Annotated in this window: 15 protein-coding genes and 1 pseudogene; 8 read left to right on the top strand and 8 right to left on the bottom strand. The window is 45.1% G+C overall.

The genetic code is table 11. The annotated features are described in order from the left end of the window. Positions 1-294: 294 nt before the first annotated feature. The 3 genes from KCO92_RS06270 to KCO92_RS06260 all read right to left on the bottom strand — a co-directional run bounded on the left by KCO92_RS06270 (position 295) and on the right by KCO92_RS06260 (position 3,095). Positions 295-1,314, bottom strand: coding sequence for an aliphatic amidase (locus KCO92_RS06270; RefSeq protein ID WP_104696255.1), 1,020 nt, complete (start codon positions 1,312-1,314; stop codon positions 295-297). Positions 1,315-2,106: 792 nt separating this feature from the next. Further along, positions 2,107-2,412: a hypothetical protein gene (locus KCO92_RS06265; RefSeq protein WP_104696256.1), complete on the bottom strand. Its 306-nt coding sequence runs from the start codon at positions 2,410-2,412 to the stop codon at positions 2,107-2,109. A gap of 137 nt (positions 2,413-2,549) precedes the next feature. Continuing rightward, positions 2,550-3,095, bottom strand: coding sequence for an NlpC/P60 family protein (locus KCO92_RS06260; RefSeq protein WP_104696257.1), 546 nt, complete (start codon positions 3,093-3,095; stop codon positions 2,550-2,552). A gap of 943 nt (positions 3,096-4,038) precedes the next feature. On the opposite strand from KCO92_RS06260, the gene speA reads away from it, so the two are divergent. Both speA and ybeY read left to right on the top strand, forming a co-directional pair. Further along, on the top strand, positions 4,039-5,907 hold the full coding sequence (speA, locus tag KCO92_RS06255; RefSeq protein WP_104696259.1) for an arginine decarboxylase: 1,869 nt from the start codon (positions 4,039-4,041) through the stop codon (positions 5,905-5,907). A 221-nt stretch (positions 5,908-6,128) separates the two neighbouring features. Next, positions 6,129-6,488 carry an rRNA maturation RNase YbeY gene (gene ybeY / locus KCO92_RS06250; protein WP_233710534.1) on the top strand — a complete coding sequence of 120 codons (360 nt, stop codon included), beginning with the start codon at positions 6,129-6,131 and terminating at the stop codon, positions 6,486-6,488. Here ybeY and tilS read toward each other — a convergent pair. Beyond that, positions 6,463-7,503: a tRNA lysidine(34) synthetase TilS gene (tilS, locus tag KCO92_RS06245; protein WP_233710529.1), complete on the bottom strand. Its 1,041-nt coding sequence runs from the start codon at positions 7,501-7,503 to the stop codon at positions 6,463-6,465. The two genes, ybeY and tilS, sit on opposite strands and share 26 nt — an antisense overlap. Before the next feature lie 309 nt (positions 7,504-7,812). On the opposite strand from tilS, the gene KCO92_RS06240 reads away from it, so the two are divergent. Next, a complete protein-coding gene (locus KCO92_RS06240) occupies positions 7,813-9,132 on the top strand; it encodes an NCS2 family permease (RefSeq protein WP_104696261.1) in 1,320 nt (439 codons plus the stop codon). On the opposite strand, the gene KCO92_RS06235 is transcribed toward KCO92_RS06240, so the two are convergent. Together KCO92_RS06235 and KCO92_RS06230 are read right to left on the bottom strand one after the other, a co-directional pair. Next, entirely contained in the window at positions 9,129-9,884 is a 756-nt protein-coding gene (locus tag KCO92_RS06235; protein WP_104696262.1) for an ABC transporter permease, read from the bottom strand. The genes KCO92_RS06240 and KCO92_RS06235 overlap by 4 nt on opposite strands. 9 nt (positions 9,885-9,893) lie before the next feature. Next, on the bottom strand, positions 9,894-10,787 hold the full coding sequence (locus tag KCO92_RS06230) for an ATP-binding cassette domain-containing protein (protein ID WP_158653598.1): 894 nt from the start codon (positions 10,785-10,787) through the stop codon (positions 9,894-9,896). A gap of 149 nt (positions 10,788-10,936) precedes the next feature. Between KCO92_RS06230 and nikA the strand changes: the two genes are divergently transcribed. The 5 genes from nikA to KCO92_RS06205 are packed head-to-tail and all read left to right on the top strand — an operon-like array spanning position 10,937 to position 15,703. Continuing rightward, a complete protein-coding gene (gene nikA / locus KCO92_RS06225; protein WP_104696264.1) occupies positions 10,937-12,472 on the top strand; it encodes a nickel ABC transporter substrate-binding protein in 1,536 nt (511 codons plus the stop codon). Beyond that, on the top strand, positions 12,472-13,407 hold the full coding sequence (locus KCO92_RS06220; RefSeq protein WP_104696265.1) for an ABC transporter permease subunit: 936 nt from the start codon (positions 12,472-12,474) through the stop codon (positions 13,405-13,407). The genes nikA and KCO92_RS06220 overlap by 1 nt, the downstream gene beginning before the upstream one ends. Then, positions 13,404-14,237, top strand: coding sequence for a nickel ABC transporter permease subunit NikC (gene nikC, locus KCO92_RS06215; RefSeq protein WP_233710531.1), 834 nt, complete (start codon positions 13,404-13,406; stop codon positions 14,235-14,237). Before KCO92_RS06220 ends, nikC begins: the two co-directional genes overlap by 4 nt. Then, on the top strand, positions 14,218-14,961 hold the full coding sequence (locus tag KCO92_RS06210) for an ATP-binding cassette domain-containing protein (protein WP_199766208.1): 744 nt from the start codon (positions 14,218-14,220) through the stop codon (positions 14,959-14,961). The genes nikC and KCO92_RS06210 overlap by 20 nt, the downstream gene beginning before the upstream one ends. Continuing rightward, positions 14,948-15,703: an ABC transporter ATP-binding protein gene (locus tag KCO92_RS06205; RefSeq protein ID WP_199766209.1), complete on the top strand. Its 756-nt coding sequence runs from the start codon at positions 14,948-14,950 to the stop codon at positions 15,701-15,703. The genes KCO92_RS06210 and KCO92_RS06205 overlap by 14 nt, the downstream gene beginning before the upstream one ends. Before the next feature lie 11 nt (positions 15,704-15,714). Here the strand turns inward: KCO92_RS06205 and KCO92_RS07470 are convergent, their stop codons facing one another. Further along, on the bottom strand, positions 15,715-16,047 hold the full coding sequence (locus tag KCO92_RS07470) for a hypothetical protein (protein WP_233710532.1): 333 nt from the start codon (positions 16,045-16,047) through the stop codon (positions 15,715-15,717). Between the two features lie 87 nt (positions 16,048-16,134). Next, a pseudogene (locus tag KCO92_RS07465) lies at positions 16,135-16,549 on the bottom strand (hypothetical protein); the annotation flags it as partial.

Below are 16,549 nucleotides of genomic sequence, written 5' to 3'. Positions count from 1 at the left end.
AAGCCCTAGGCCTAGGGTTGTGAGCAGAAGCACAAGGGGCATCACTTCTTGAGGTTCAAGATGTTTTTGAGGATTTCAAGGGCCTTGTCTATGCCAAAGTAGTTTCGTCAAAGGCACTGAACTAGAAAAATCCAGAAGGAGTGTTCAACATCCAGGAGCTTTACCAGCTCCCTTGCTACTTTCGCAAAAAACTAGTACAAGACCAAGAACCACACTGCTGAGTTGTCGGCAAAAGCAGACCACAACCCCAGTCAAAGAGTAGCCCTTGATTGAAAGCAAAGCTCTAATCAGCCCTCATGAATGTGGTAAATCATAAACTGGACAAGATTCTACCCCAATGCTTTTGCGAGTGAATGTTTCCACATTTTCTTGGGCTTTCTTAGGATCATTGACCCAAGTTTTATAGAACTCAAAGGGACACTCAGCCACGCCCTTATCTCCATCACCGCTGACAAACACCCCGCTATAGCCCCGATGCATGAGTTTAAAGAGTTGGTTTTGGCTTTGATCATATTTCCTAGCGTCACGGATTTGGTGGACTGAAAGCTGAGCATATTGGATACCATTTTCCTCTTCTCCGCACTCACCTAAAGTACGTCCATCAAAGCCCACAATGCTGGAGTGCCCAAAGTAGGAATAGACCCCATCAAACCCAGCTGCATTGGCTACAGCTACATAGCATTGGTTTGCCCATGCCATGGTTTTAACCATGTTGATTTGCTGTTCTTTAGCGGGGTACATGTAGCCTTGGCAACGCACGATGAGCTCGGCCCCTTTCATGGCACAGTCGCGCCAAATTTCAGGATAATTTCCATCATCACAGATAATTAAAGAAACTTTCATACCCTTTGGCCCCTCTGTCACATAGGTTTTATCTCCAGGATACCAGCATTCTACTGGGCACCAGGGCAAAATCTTGCGGTATTTTTGCACGATTTCACCTTTGTCATTGATAAGAATCAGAGTGTTATAAGGGTTTTTGTGCGCTTGTTCGTGTTTTTCACCAGTGAGAGAAAACACTCCCCACACCTTATTTTTCTTGCATGCTTCAGAAAAAATAGTGGTTTCCTCACCTGGAACGCTAACGGCTGTGTCAAACATCTCTTGCCTATCGTACATAATCCCCTGTGTGCTGTATTCGGGAAAGATGATCAAATCCAGCCCCGGTAAGCCTGTTTTGATTCCCGCAATCATCTTAGCGATATTGTGGCAATTTTCTAGCACCTCTTGCTTGGTGTGCAGCCTAGGCATTTTGTAATTCACAACCGCTACACCTACTGTATCCGGACTGCTGCTGATGTCTCCGTGTCTCATAAGAATCTCCTTATTTTTTTAAAGTTTCAAAAACTTCGAGGCGGATTTTAGAACAACACAATAAATGATTAGCAACTTACAATTTTTAAATTTATCAGATCATCCATGGCAACTCCCACGCATGCTCTCAAAACGATTTTAGATAGAGTTCCACACATTTACTCTCCTATCTCAAAAGCTCTGGTAGCTTGTGGGTTTTCACAATATGTGCACGCCTTTTGCAATTAGGTTGCAATGAGATACACCTTGAGCAAGAAATAGAAAAGGAATGTTAGGTCAAGGTAAAAAAACAAAATCGAAATCAAAACATAGAAACTAACCGCACGATGTAGGGTTGTTGCTGGTGACATCTACCGGATCTGTGTGAGCCAAAATATCGACCATAAGGTTTATACTAAATCCAAAAATTACGCTTCTAGCACTAGTGATCAAATTCTTGTACAAGATATTATACTCGGAGGTTTTATTCAGTTAGTCAAGCTCAAAAAAAGCGCGCACTATACACTACCATACCTCCATGGATAACCATGGTACAGAGCAGATTACCCTACCAAAGACAGAGGATTGGATACAAGATACAGATAGACCAAGATCGCATAGGTGACCGATGAAACATCACAAGTTAGTATAACGCCAACCACCCAGGGTGTAACAAATCATACAAGACTTATCTTGGCTATGACAGAACGCTGACCTGGACAACCATCAAGCATAGCTGAGGGAAACTAAGAGTGGCAAAATCCCCAAACCTATGCCAACCCATTCTCAAGCAAGCCCCTCCCAAGCTCGATTCTAGTCTCTCTCCACCCTTCCATGCCAAAACAGCCAACATCCAATCATCCCCACTCCTAGCAATCCTAGCAATTCCATAAAGGGCCAAAGCTTGGGGTATGCATGTCCAAAAAACATACAACACAAGTCGATCACAATTCCACAGCTTGCACACAGCACCTGCGCATAGAAACCCCAAAACGCCATCCACTGTAAGGCTCTAAAGTCGCCTCTTCCACTCGTCCTTAGCACCATGGCTAAAACCCCTAACCATAACACACCCGTGCACAGCAACACGCCCCATAACACCGCTTCCAAAGTATTCATAGACATCCCTAGAGCCCAAGATATTTACATCCTAATGCAAAAGTTCACAATCGTCCGTAAGCCCTCATGATCGGCACAAAGTCTAAATTATGAAGGAATGAATAAAATCAATCAAACTCTATGAGGCTACTCCAATGTCATTTCCTTACCATGTAAGTTTGACTTGCAAGGCCTGTATAAAGATCAGACATAGCCTCGATGCGATCGATTAAAAGATTAGGTTCAGCAAAGTTTTTGTGTTCTGCACCCAGCTTTAAAGTGGTGATGACAGCTTTCTCAACATGGTAGAGATGTTCTTGCTTGTGGGTCTTAGAAATGGAAACGGACCAGACATTATGCGCCACAATGGCCTGACCATAATAAGTGCCCAAATAAAGCATGATACGCCCTTTCAACCATAAAATCGTGGCAAAAGGAGTGGCGTGTTTGATAATGTAGGCCTCTTTCTTGGAAGCAGGCATTTTATGTAGATCGATGGTATTACGGGCATAACGCACTTGAGCTAGAGAGTTTCTAGGCAAAAACACCCCAAAGCTTGCAAAACTATCGCGGGTGAAAGCCGAACAATCGCGATTCTGATTCATCCCACCCCAGCCATATCTTTGCCCTAGCAGGGTATCCACAACTGCCGCCATTGCTTTAGGCGTGAATTTTCTAGGGAAAGGGTTGACATACTCTCCCATAACTAAAGTTAGGGGATTCTAACTTTAGTGGAGATCGCGGCTTCAAGCAGGACAGCTCCGTTTGGAGTCTTACGTTCCCTATTCCAAAGGTTGATGCCCCAACCCCAAGGGTATTACCCCTTGATTGCACAAATATTAGCACAGCCATGCTGGTGCTAGCCTTATATCCCCATAGCTAAAGCTAGGGGCTTTACGGCGCAAATAGGTAATAGGTTTTAGCCCTTTGGTAGTCTTTATGGGTATCTAGTTGCCAGTAGTGATTGGCTTGGGTAGGGTTTGATTTGTGCGTATAGGGATGTGTAGAGGTATGGCCTGCTTCTACAGCCATGTTTGGTTGGATGATGACAAGGTTTGGAGGGGGTGTTGGAGCTGATTGTCCTAGAGTAATGGGATTTTGTGGTGTAGCTACAATGTGCGGGTGTGAGAGCTTTGCAGGGGTTCGTGCTGAGATTTTCTTTTGTGCAGAGTTTGAGATGGTAGCTTTCCGCTTGTGATCCAAGCACCCTGCACACAGCACAGCAACCACTAAGATGGTGCTTAAGAACCTCAAGAAGGGGTAAAATGCCTGGTGAAGCCCCTCATGTAAACCAAAAGCCACCTCTAACCCCCTATTTGCTGCTTAAAGAGCTCAGTAGCCCTATACCTCCCTGCCTAGACTAATCGCCTTTGACGATGGTGGTGTATTTGCCACGAACCGTCCTCTCTAAGGGAGAAGCTTCCTAACTCATAAAAACCAGTGTTTCCAAACCGAATCAGTGTTCACTAAACCCACTTACCTGCCGTAGGGTAACTCTGTTTTTCTTAACATACGCTTACATCTCCGCCCTCAAGGACGGCGTTTTACGCGCGTTGGTGTAAACGCAAGATTAAGTTCTGAAATTTCTGTACCTATGGCGCATAACCCCTGCATTTTTGCTATACTGCGCTTTTTTTAGAGGTGTGCATGCAAAACTATGGCTTGGATTATTGGGGCAAAGAGGATTTCCTGATTGAGGAAGGTTTGGTTAAAATCAACGCCGGGCGTAAACCTAGCTTGATAGACATTGTGCTAGACATGCGTGAACAGGGCTTTAAAGGGCCCCTGCTCTTGCGTTTTCCCCATTTGATTAGCAAGCAGGTAAGTAAGCTTTTTGACATGTTTTCTCAAGCGATCGCCCAGTACAACTATAGCGGGGCGTTTAAGGCGGTTTTTCCCCTAAAGGTCAATCACATGCCCCATTTTGTGCTGCCTTTAGTGGAAATTTCCAAACAATTTAAGGGTTGTTATGGCTTAGAGGCGGGGAGTAAGGCGGAGCTCATTTTAGCCATGGGCTATATTCAAGAGGGCGCGCCTATCACCGTGAATGGCTTTAAAGATAAAGAGATGATCGAGTTGGGTTTTATTGCTGCAAGCATGGGCGCAGACATCACCTTAACCATTGAGGGGCTCAACGAACTCAAAACGATCTTAGAGGTGGCGCGCGCGCGCGAGATTAGCAGCAGCAAACTCTGTCCCAAGATTGGGATTCGGGTGCGCTTACACAGCTCTGGGGTGGGAATGTGGGCTAAGAGCACAGGGATTCACGCCAAATTTGGTTTAGCTAGCACAGAACTATTAGAAGCCATGCGTCTCTTAGAAGATCACGCCCTGCTGGCTCAATTGCGCATGATTCACTTTCATATTGGTAGCCAGATCAGCGACATCACCCCTCTTAAAAAAGCCCTCAAGGAGGCGGGTAATATTTATGCCGAACTGCGCAAAATGGGGGCGTTTAACTTGGATAGCGTGAACATTGGAGGCGGGTTAGCTATTGAATATGCCCAGCACAAATACCAGTGCGAGCGCAATTACACCCTAGAGGAATTTGCTGGAGATGTAGTGTTTTTGCTCAAAGAGATTGTCAAACACAAGCAAGAACTAGAACCTCATATTTTTATCGAGTCAGGGCGTTTCATCAGCGCCACGCATGCCGTGCTGGTGGCCCCTGTGTTAGAACTCTTTTCTCAGGACTATGATGAGAGTATTTTACGCCTCAAGGAGCACAACCCCCCCCTAGTGGCAGAAATGGAAGACCTCTATCACAATATCAACGCCAAAAACGCCATTGAATACTTGCATGACAGCCTAGAACACATGGAGTCCCTTTTTACCCTCTTTGATTTAGGTTATATCGATCTGCAAGATCGCAGCAATGCCGAAGTGCTAGGGCATCTCATCATCAAAAAAGCCATTGGTTTTTTAAGCCACAAAGATCACAATGACATTATTAAAATCCAAGAACAGGTACAAGAACGCTACTTGCTTAACTGCTCTTTTTTCCAAAGTTTGCCTGATTATTGGGGTTTGAAGCAGAGTTTTCCGGTCATGCCCTTGCATAAGCTAGAGAGCACACCCACCAGGAGTGCGAGTTTATGGGATATCACCTGCGATAGCGATGGAGAGATTAGCTTTAATAAGAATAAACCTCTCTTTTTGCACGATGTGAATGTGCGCGAGGAGGAGTATTTTTTAGGTTTCTTTCTAGTGGGAGCATATCAGGAGGTGCTGGGTATGCGCCATAATCTTTTCACTCACCCCACCGAGTGCTGTGTGTATGTACATGATGCAGAGGAGGCAGAACCCTATCATATTGATAATATCATGGAAGCCCAAACCATCTTAGACGCGCTAGAAGATTTGGATTACGACACCAAAGAGATCGAGCGACTCTTAAAGCAAAAGATCGAGGAGAGTGACTTATTAAACTTAGAAGAGAAACAAGAGGTGCTAGGGCGGCTGTATGTCATGTTGAGTGAAAATGGGTATTTGCGCACTTTGGCCACACAAGATTAACCTAACTGCCGAATGCATTACCACTACTCCTCATGTGTCAAAGCTCGCAAGCAAGTCATTGTGGCGGAACCTGCCCTATTGAAACGAGCGAGTCTTTTCCTGTATGCTTGTGGGTTGCGTGCATGAATATTGGCATAGATATCCTTTTACATACAGAAATATGTCAAGGGGATTTACCTTTAGACCTAGAGGCATGGCTTCTACCCAAGCTCTTGCCCATCATGGAGTATTTAGGCTCTAAGGGTTTTGTGGAGCTTGTCTTAGTCGATGAATCCCAGATTACCCAGCTCAATTTGGAGTTTAGAAACCTCAACAAAAACACCGATGTGTTGAGCTTTCCTTTGGCAATCCCTGCGCAAAATTTGCTAGGTAGCGTGGTGATCAATGTGGTTTTAGCCCTCCAAGAAGCCCGCGCGCGTGGGCACTCCTTGCTAGATGAAATCACGCTATTATTCATCCATGGCTATTTACACCTCTTGGGCTATGATCACGAATGCGATCAAGGGGAACAACGCGCCTTAGAACAAGAGATCATCACCCATTTTAATCTACCCGCTAGTCTGATGATGCGCTCAGAGTGAGCTTGGCTTGTTGGATCGCTGCCAAATTTGCTTGCCATTTTGGGCTATAGAGCGCATGCCGTAAAGTTTGGGGGATTTTATGTTGCCGACAAGCTTCCCTATAGACTTTAGGGAGAATTTGTAATACGGGGGGCATGGAGCCTACAAACACAAATCCCTCTAATACGCCCACGCAATAAATGCGCGTCTTAGTCTTGATATGGGTATTGTAATGTTGACGCACGAGTTCTAAGCGCTGTTTGGCGCGCAACACATAGCCCAAGCGTTTAAGCAACATATCGATGTAGTAAAGATTTTGGGGGTTTTGCTTAAAAAGCCAAACACCTGCAACTGATATAGTAGAGATAGACGGGTAGAGCTGGCATTTCTCCTCATGTAAGGCCTGAAAAGAGCGCTTAAGTCCTCTGGGCATATCAAACCCTGCAAGGCGTGCCTCTAAAAACGCATCGCTAAATTTTTGTCTGAAAAGATTGCGTGTAAAACATGGATCGTAGTTGGTATGATCTATAAAATAGCGATAGCCATTGGCATGCAAATAATCTTTAAGTGCGCGCTTAGGAGTGTAGAGAAGGGGACGCGCGAGGATGTAATGCCCCCTATTTTCTAGTGCGTCAAATCCTAACAGGGTCTGCAAGCTCGCCCCCTTGGCTAATTGCATAAAAAACCATTCTAGCTTGTCATTGAGATGGTGGGCGAGCAATACAAAGGTATAGCCAAATTGGGTGCTCAAGTGATCAAAAAAAGCATAACGGCACGCGCGTGCCCTAGCCTCTAAGTTGTGTGTGCCCTCTAAGGGGGCATGCCACACATGCACACTTTTAGCGTAGCGCTCCCCTAATTCTAAGGCATACGCCACTTCTGCTTGTGCCTGAGAGCGCAAGCCGTGATTCACAATCGCCAGATCGAAATCCACACCATGTTCGAGTAGGAGAAAAAATAACGCCACCGAATCCCCCCCTCCTGAAAATCCCAGCAAACATTTTGAAGCTTGAAAATGCTCTATCCCTTCCAGCACTACGATCCTTTTTAGCACGATTTTACCACTCGCGCCATAAAGCCCCTAGCTTTAACTGTGGGGATATAAGGCTAGCATTAGCATGTCCATGCTAATATCCGAGCCGCAATCAAGGGGTAATACCCTTGGGGTTGGGGCATCAACCTTTGGAATAGGGAACATAAGACTCCAAGCGGAGCTGTCCCGCTTGAAGCCGCGATCTCCACTAAAGTTAGAGTCCCCTAACTTTAGTTGTGGGGAGTATGTCAGTTAAAATCCATTAGCATAGCCTCCTGCTCTCATTCATTTAAGCACCAAAGGAGTGGCCCTGTGTTGGCCCGTTTAGAACATTTTTTTGGTTTTGGCGCGCGCCAAACAAATCTGCGCACAGAGATCATTGCCGGTATTAGTACCTTTGTTACCATGGCTTATATCCTTGTGGTCAACCCTGCGATCTTGCAACAAGCGGGCATGGATTTTGAGGGCGTTTTTGTAGCGACTATTTTAGCCTCTGTGCTGGGTACCTTGATCATGGGGATTGTGGCTAATTATCCCATTGCCATTGCTCCGGGAATGGGCATGAACGCCTATTTTACCTTTGTGATTGTCTTGGGGATGAAAATTCCATGGCAGAGCGCGCTAGCCAGTGTTTTTATCGCCTCACTGATTTTTTTGCTCCTCTCTCTGACTAGGTTTCGTCAAGCTCTCATCAATGCCATTCCCCCCTCTTTGAAAGCTAGCATTAGCGCGGGCATTGGGCTTTTCATTGCTTTTATTGGCATGCAAAACGCCCATTTAATCAGCGCGTCTAACGCGACTTTAGTAACCTTGGGTAATTTTTCTGATCCCATCGCTTACATGTCCTTATTGGGTTTGTTTGTCAGTGTGGTGTTATTAGTCAAGCGCGTCCCTGCTGCGATTTTCTTAGGGATGCTTTTAAGCGCTCTATTCTGTGCCCTCTTGGGTAAGATCACGCTGCCAGAAACATTAATCCAATTCCCTGAGCATGCCACAAGCACCTTTTTTAAGCTGGATTTCAAAGCCTTCACCCCAGATTTACTTGCCGTGATCTTCACATTCTTTTTAATCATGCTCTTTGACACTACGGCTACTATGATCGGCATTGCACAGCAAGCCAAGTTGACCCAAAATGGAGATTTTGCTAATGCCAAAAGCGCGCTCTGTGCGGACGCATTGGCAAGTACTTTTGGCGCACTAGCAGGCACTTCGCCCACCTCTGCCTACATCGAATCGGGGGCAGGAGTGAGCGTGGGTGGGCGCACAGGTTTTACTTGCGTGGTGATCGCGCTTTTATTTGTGGGCATGCTCTTTTTAGCCCCCTTGGCTAAGGTGTTAGCTAGCGTTCCTGCTATCACTGCTCCTGCCCTCATCATCGTGGGGTTTTTGATGATGAGTCATTTAAGCCAGATTGACTGGCACAATTTAGAAGAATCGCTTCCTGCTTTTTTTGTGTTGTTCTGGATTCCCCTCTCTTATAGCATTACAAGCGGAGTGGGGGCGGGCCTGATTCTCTACCCCTTACTTAAAATCGTCTGTGGCAAATTCAAGCAGGTGCACCCCCTACTCTACTTATTTATGATCCTTTTCATCATCCAATTTGTCCTAGAAGCCCTGCACAGCGTTCACTAGCGCGATTTGGGCGTGGTAACCAAGAGTTCGCGCCTAGCACTTAAAAAGATTAAAAGCGCGCCCACCCCAAAGAGTGCCCCAGAAACTCCCAAAATATACCCTAAATTCTGCCCAGAGAATGCCGCAATCAGCATGTTATTGAGGTGATAAAAGGGGGAAGAAGTGATAAAGATTTGACTCCATTCAGGCAGGCTTTGCAGAGGCACAAGAACATTAGAAGACATGACTACATAGAGGTTTAACACATTGGAGATGGCAAGCATGCTTTGGGTATTGCTGAAGTGTTTGACAACAAACAGAGCCAAGCCAGAGCAAAACACCCCAGCCAAGCTCAGTGTTAACAGACCCAAGAAAAATAACTCTACCTTCAAAAGGGGCAAAATTCCTAACACGCTGAAACTCCCCACAATAAAGAGCGCGCTAAACCCTAACACGATTGCCAAACGCGATAGGATCACTGCTAATGCAATCTCTAAATAGCTGACCGGTGTAGCCATGTAGAAAAGAAGTGCTTTAAAAGCCCTAGAATCACTCAAGGCTTGGGCTAGCCCAAAAATGGCTGTAGAGATAAGGGTGAGCATCACTAGACCAACTACGCTAGCAAAGCGAAACAAGGGTGAATGGGCATGCTCAAAGACCCCAATTAAAAAGGCGAGCATCAAAATGGGGTAAGCTATGGTCCAAAAAAGGGCGACATAGTTACTTAAATAAGATTTAAACTCCAACATAAAAATGGTATAAATATGGCGCATGTGCTTCCTTTAAGTTCCCCAATGATCTAGTGCCAAAAGCAAATCTTGCGCTTTTGTAGGGCGCAAGTTAAGCCCCATGCGCTTAGTGGATAGGGGAGGTAGTTCTAGGCATTCTTTTAAAGCTGTTGTGCCAAAGAATACATCGCGCTGGGCATCTAAGCGCATTGTTAGTTGGTATTTATCCTTGAGAGTTTGTGCGATATCCTTACACTCGGCTTCATTTTCATAAGAGATTTCTAAAGCCAGATCGCCTAATAATGCCATGATCACTTTAGCCAATGTAGCATGTTGGATCACTTGCCCTTGATGCAAGCACAAGACTTTCTGGCAACTCTCTAAAACACTCGCGTTATGTGTGGCGATTAAAGAGGTTTTTTTGTCCTTATTGCGTGCGCTGATTACTTCTGCTACGCGCATAATCGTGGGTTCATCTAAACTCGATTCGGGTTCATCTAAAATCAAGAGATCGGGATTATGTCCTAAACTCAAATCCAGCTTCAAGCGTTGCTTCTGCCCATCTGAAAGGCTGTCATATAGTTTAGAGAGTAAATTTTGCGAGAAGAAACCAAGTTGACAGGAGCCATATATGCTTTGATAAAACTTGACAAGGTCCTTAGCTTTGAGTTTAGAGGGGAAGTTTAAAGAGGGCGCGCTGTAACCTAGTTTAGCGCGTAATGGCGGAGCGGTGTTAGTGTAAGCGATCCCATTAAGACTAGCCTGCACCTCAAAATCTAGGCGAAAGCCTAAGATCGCACCTAGCAGAGTGGATTTGCCCGCCCCATTGCTCCCAATAAGAGCCGTGCTAGTGTTTTCTGTGAAACTTAAATTCTCTACACTCAAGGGGTGCAGGGGCTTGAGATTTTCAGAACCACAGTAGCGTAAAGATCGGACATCAAGGCGCATCATATTCTCATTTTTTTTGTCTAAAAAATCCCCGCATTCTAGCAGATATTTTTAAATTCAGTGATTAGTTTAAAAGTTGCAGAAATCTTTTGACAAATAATACAGACTAGATTATAATATGATTATTACTGATAAAAAGGTGGTTTTTTATGTTTAAAAAAGCTCTTTGGGTGGCAGCTTTTTGCTCATGCGCTTTGGCTAGCACCCTAAATTTTGCAACCTCTAATAATGTCGGGCCCCTCAACCCTCATCTCTACTCACCCAATGAAATGTTTGCTCAGGCAATGGTGTATGAAGCCCTCACCAAATACGATGAACAGGGCAATATCCATCCCCATTTAGCAACAAGTTGGAAAATTGAAAATAAGGGCAAGAGGTATGTCTTTAAACTCAGGGAAGGCGTATACTTCAGCGATGGAACTAAATTTGATGCCCAAGCCGTCAAGGCAAATTTTGACGCGATTTTAAACAATTTGGATCGACACACATGGTTAGAGCTCTCCAATGTCTTAGTTAATTGCGAGGTGATCGATCCCTCCACCATTGCCCTCAATCTCAAACACCCCTATGAACCCACCCTCAGAGAACTCAGTTTGATTCGCCCCTTCCGCTTTATCTCTCCCAAAGCCCTTCTAAATGGACAAAGCAAGGATGGGATCAAGCAGGCGGTGGGCACGGGGCCCTTCAAACTAGAGAGTAGCCAGCTGGGTGTGAGCGATACCTTTGTAAAAAATGACAAGTACTGGGGGGAAAAAGCCCACTATGATAAGATTGTAGGCAAAGTGATCCCCAATCCTAATACCAAAGTGATCGCACTTAAAACCGGTCAAATCGATCTCATTTATGCCAGTGAACAGATCCCTTTAGATGTCATCAGTGATCTGAAAAAGAACTTCAATGTCTCTCTATCCAAGCCTATTAACACTTTAGTTGTGGCCCTCAATTCGAAAAAATTCCCCACCTCAGATTTGAGCGTGCGTAAGGCCTTGAACATGGCTTTGAATAAGGAGCTCATTACAAAAAATGTCTTCTTTGACACCCAAAAGCCCGCGGGTTTCTTGTTTTCCAAAGACCTTCCTCATTGCGATATTGACTCCAAGGCTTATGATTTCAATCTCAAGGCGGCTAATGCCCTCTTACAAAAAGATGGTTGGGTGCTACACAAAGATGGCTATCGCTATAAAGATGGCAAAAAACTCAGCTTGGATTTTGTCTATGAGGGACATAATGCTGCGTTTAAATCCGTTGCAGAAATTGCCCAAGCGAGCTTTAAAAAACTCGGTGTGGCGGTGGAGCTGAAAGCTACTGAAAGTAGCATGTTTTACAAGAAACAAAAAAGTGGGGATTTTCACTTAGTCTTCAACCGCACTTGGGGTCTTCCCTACGATCCAGAGATGTTTTTAGCTTCTATGAGAACTCCCTCCCATGCGGACTATCAAGCCCAATCTGGTTTAGCCATCAAGCCTAAAATAGATGCGCAAATCTCTAAAATGCTCACTACTTTCGATTCTAAAGAAAAAGATGCGTTGATCAAAAGTGTTTTAAAAAGCCTACATGAACAGGCCGTCTATATCCCCATCTCCTATGAAACCAATATTGCTATCAGTAATAAAAAAGTGGGGGGTGTGCGGGCGTTGAACCTATCTAATATCATTCCCTTTGAACAGATGTATCCCAAGCCCTAATGCGCCAATACATTTTTAAAAGGACTTTGCTCATGATCCCGATGATCTTCATCGTGTCCTTTGTGATCTTCTTCATGCTACGACTCAATGGTACAGATGCGGCAATGAGTTATCTCAATGCTTCTAGCATCGCGCCCACCGATCAAGCTCTGCAAATGGCTCGCGCCCATTTAGGACTGGACAAGCCTCTATTAAGCCAGTATTACCTTTGGCTCAAAAACGCTGCACATGGAGATTTGGGTATTTCTTATATGAGTGGGAGAGCGGTTACGCCAGATATGATTTACTATTTCCAAAATAGCTTAAAACTTATCGCCCTAGCATTGTTGCTCACCTTTGGCTTGTCTTTGCCGATGGGCGTGCTCTCTGCAGTATTTAAAGATAAATTTGCAGATTATGCTATCCGTCTTTTCTCTTTTCTAGGTGTGTGTACCCCTAATTTTTGGTTTGGGTTTGTGCTCATTGGGTTTTTCTCTGTCAAATTGGGGTGGCTGCCCCCCTTTGGCTCTGGGGGTTTACTCCATTTGATCATGCCTGCCTTTGCCATTAGTTTTATGTCCATTGCCATTAGCGCGCGCTTGATTCGTGCCAATATGCTAGAAAACATGCACGCTAGGCATGTGAGTTACGCCAAAATGCGCGGGGTGCAAAAAACACGCTTGGTGTTGGGCCACATTCTAAGAAACGCACTTTTACCGGTGGTTACAGCGGTGGGCATGCATTTTGGGGAGTTAGTGGGCGCAGCCATTGTGGTAGAAAATGTCTTTGCCTACCCGGGTACGGGCAATTGGATCGTAGGGGCGATTCTCAATAACGATTACCCCGTGATCTTAGCCTTCATGCTCTTAATGGGAGTGATTTTCATCATCTCAAATCTCATCATTGATCTGTGCTATGTGTGGATTGATCCACGCATTCGATTGGGGTATAAATGAAGTTGCGCTATCTACCCGTGTTTTTGGCCTGTGTGATTCTGGCATTGATGTTTTTCTTAGCCCTGTTTGCGCCCTATGTTACGCATTATAAACCCGAGGAAATCGATCTTTTGGGTAAGTTCTTGCCCATGTCCAGTGAACACCTCTTAGGCACGGATCATTTAGGAAGAGACACCTTTAGCCGTCTTGTCTATGGCGCACGCATTAGCCTAAGCTGTGTGTTCTTGACTTTACTTTTGATCATTAGCGTGGGCGGGGTGATTGGTAGCATTGCGGGTTTTGTAGGCGGGCGTTTTGATCAGATTTTAATGCGTGTGTGTGATCTCTTTTTTGCCATGCCAACTATCGTGCTCTCTTTGTTCTTGGTGGGGCTCTTGGGCACGGGGTTAGTCAATATCATCATTGCGATCGCGCTCACCCACTGGGCATGGTATGCGCGCATTGTGCGCTCGATTGTGCTGAGTCTGAAAAATAAAGAATATGTGCTGGTGAGCAAAATGTGCGGAGCTTCTGGGCTAGAAAACTTCAAAAAAAACATGCTCAAACCCATTCTAGCCCAGTGTGTGATTGTGGCCACTCTGGATATTGGACATGTGATGTTGCACATTGCAGGCCTTAGTTTCTTAGGGTTGGGCGTGAAGTCGCCCACGCCTGAGTGGGGCATTATGATCAGCGATGCCAAGGACTTTATTTTCACTTACCCCGAGCTCATTTATTACCCGGGCGTGGCGTTGTTTTTGTGCGTGATGAGCTTTAACATCATTGGGGATTATTTGCGCGATCGGCTAGACAGCGGGAAGGTGAGCGAAGATGCAGCATTTGAACATTAAAATCAAAATCGCCAAAGAGAAGCACCCCCTCATTGATGTAGAATTTAACCTAGAGAAGGGTGAGATTACGGCCATGTTGGGCAAGAGCGGGAGCGGGAAGAGCTTGAGTGCTGCCTCTATTTTTGGCTTTAGTCCGGCTGGCTTTGAGTGTTCTACAGAGGTCAAACTGGGCAATACACCCTATAGCAAGCGTCATTTGAGTATGATCATGCAAAACCCGCGCACGGCTTTCAATGTCTTGATGACTTTAAAAGCGCATGCGATCGAGAGCCTCAAGGTCATTGATAAATGGGACGCTTCCGGGATGGATCGCATTAAAAAAGCACTAGAAGAGGTGTGTTTAGAGCCCAGTGTTTTGGACAAATACCCTTTTGAGCTCAGTGGGGGGATGTTGCAAAGAGCGATGATCGCCCTAGCCTTGCTCAAAGAACCCGAGTTTATCATTGCCGATGAACCCACTACAGATTTAGACCTCATCACCCAGAGCAAGATTTTGGAACTCTTGTTGGAGTTGAAGACCAAAAAGCGGGTGGGTTTTTTACTCATCACCCATGATTTTGGCGTGGTCAAGCGCATTGCTGATAGTGTATTAGTGGTGAGTGAGGGGCGCATTGTGCAGAGAGGAAGTGTGCAGGAAATCTTTGAAAACCCTATCCACCCCCAAACCAAGCTACTCATAGAGGCCTATAAAAACTTTGGGAGGGGGTGGCATGCTAGCGCTTAAGGTCTCTGAACTCCATCATGACTATGAGATATTTTCTTTCTTTGGCAACAAGGGGTCTTTTAGCGTGCTTAAAGACATCTCTTTTAACCTGGAACAGGGGCGCGCGCTGGGTCTAATGGGGCTTTCTGGTTCGGGCAAAAGCACTTTGGCTAATATTTTAATGGGATTTATCAAGCCCACCAGTGCACACATAGAATTTTTTGGACAGGCGGTGAAAATGGCGACCTTGCCCCAGCGCAGGGAGTTTTATAAACAAGCCCAAATGGTGTTTCAAGACCCGATCAGCTGTGTGAACCCCTCTTTAAATGTCTATGAAGTGCTAGCCGAACCCTTAGTTAATTTACTCCACGTCAAGGGAGCAGAGCTTACCAAGCGTATCCAGCGAGCATGTGAGATGTTTCATATCTCACAAAAATACCTCCAAAAACGCGCCATTCTTTTAAGTGGGGGAGAACTAGGACGGGTGTGCTTGGCGCGCGCCTGCGTGATCGCGCCTAAATTTCTCATCTTAGACGAATCCCTCTCCTCCTTTGATTTGGTCTTGCAGCACCAGATCATCACTCTTTTAAAGGAACTCAAGAAAGACATTAGCTTTCTCTTTATCACCCATGACCTGCGCCTAGCTAAGGCTTTTTGTGATGACATTATTCTTTTGGACAAGGGTGAGATTGCCGAGCGCATTCTGCCTACTCAGTCCTTTAAAAGCCCCTTGGGACAGGATTTAACCCAAGCGGTATTGTGAAACAAACGCCTCTATCCCAAAGGCAGTATAGATATCTCTGTATTGCCAACATGCCCAACACCAACCACACACTTCAAAGCACAATAATCCTCCAAATCAAAACGCAAGGGCATGAGTAATTCGTGGAGTTTTTGATCTAGTCCACTCATACCGATCCCTTCATTAAGAACATTGCTGACTAATAGACGCTTGGCTTTGTGGCTAAATTCTAAAGCGCTTTGGGCTTGAGCAAATTCCTCTTGAAAGGGTTTTAAACGCCGATCTAAAAACTCAGTTAACATGTCCATATCTACAGGTTCAAAGATCACTCTTATAGAAAAACGGCGTAAAAATTCGCGCTTCATTCCGCATTCTATATAAATCCTCATTAGTGATTTTGGGGAATTTTTGATGGAGAGTTTTGTTATTTTTTCAAAGTTTTTCAAAATGTCCTAAGACAATAAAGAGCGTGTGATCGGTTTGTAAGGCAATGGTTTGTCCACTGGCCCTGCCTCCGTATTCAAAAGACATAACCCCTTTTCAATCACCTTGAGCAATTCATTTTGCACTCCCTGTCTCCACTCTTTGTCATGCCAACTCCCCTGCCCTAATTTGCCAATCTTATCTAAGACCAATACCCCTCTTTGGGCTTTTTCTATATTCTCTTCTGCATTGCTGTAAAGTGTGGTCAACATTTGGTTGGTTTTATTGCCTATGTAACCAGTAGGGGTAAAAGCAGCTGCATTGACAATGCAATAGGGAATGTCTAAATACTGAGTGGCCATTTCAAGTGAACCACCCACCAAAGACGACTGGACTTCTTGTTTCAACAATCCATAACTAGCTATATCCAGTATGTAGCCATAC

The sequence above is a fragment of the Helicobacter salomonis genome (genome assembly GCF_017979425.1).
GTDB classification, from domain to species: Bacteria; Campylobacterota; Campylobacteria; order Campylobacterales; family Helicobacteraceae; genus Helicobacter; species Helicobacter salomonis.
Note: the sequence above shows the minus strand (reverse complement) of the source record. Positions and strands in the feature narration are given on the sequence as shown.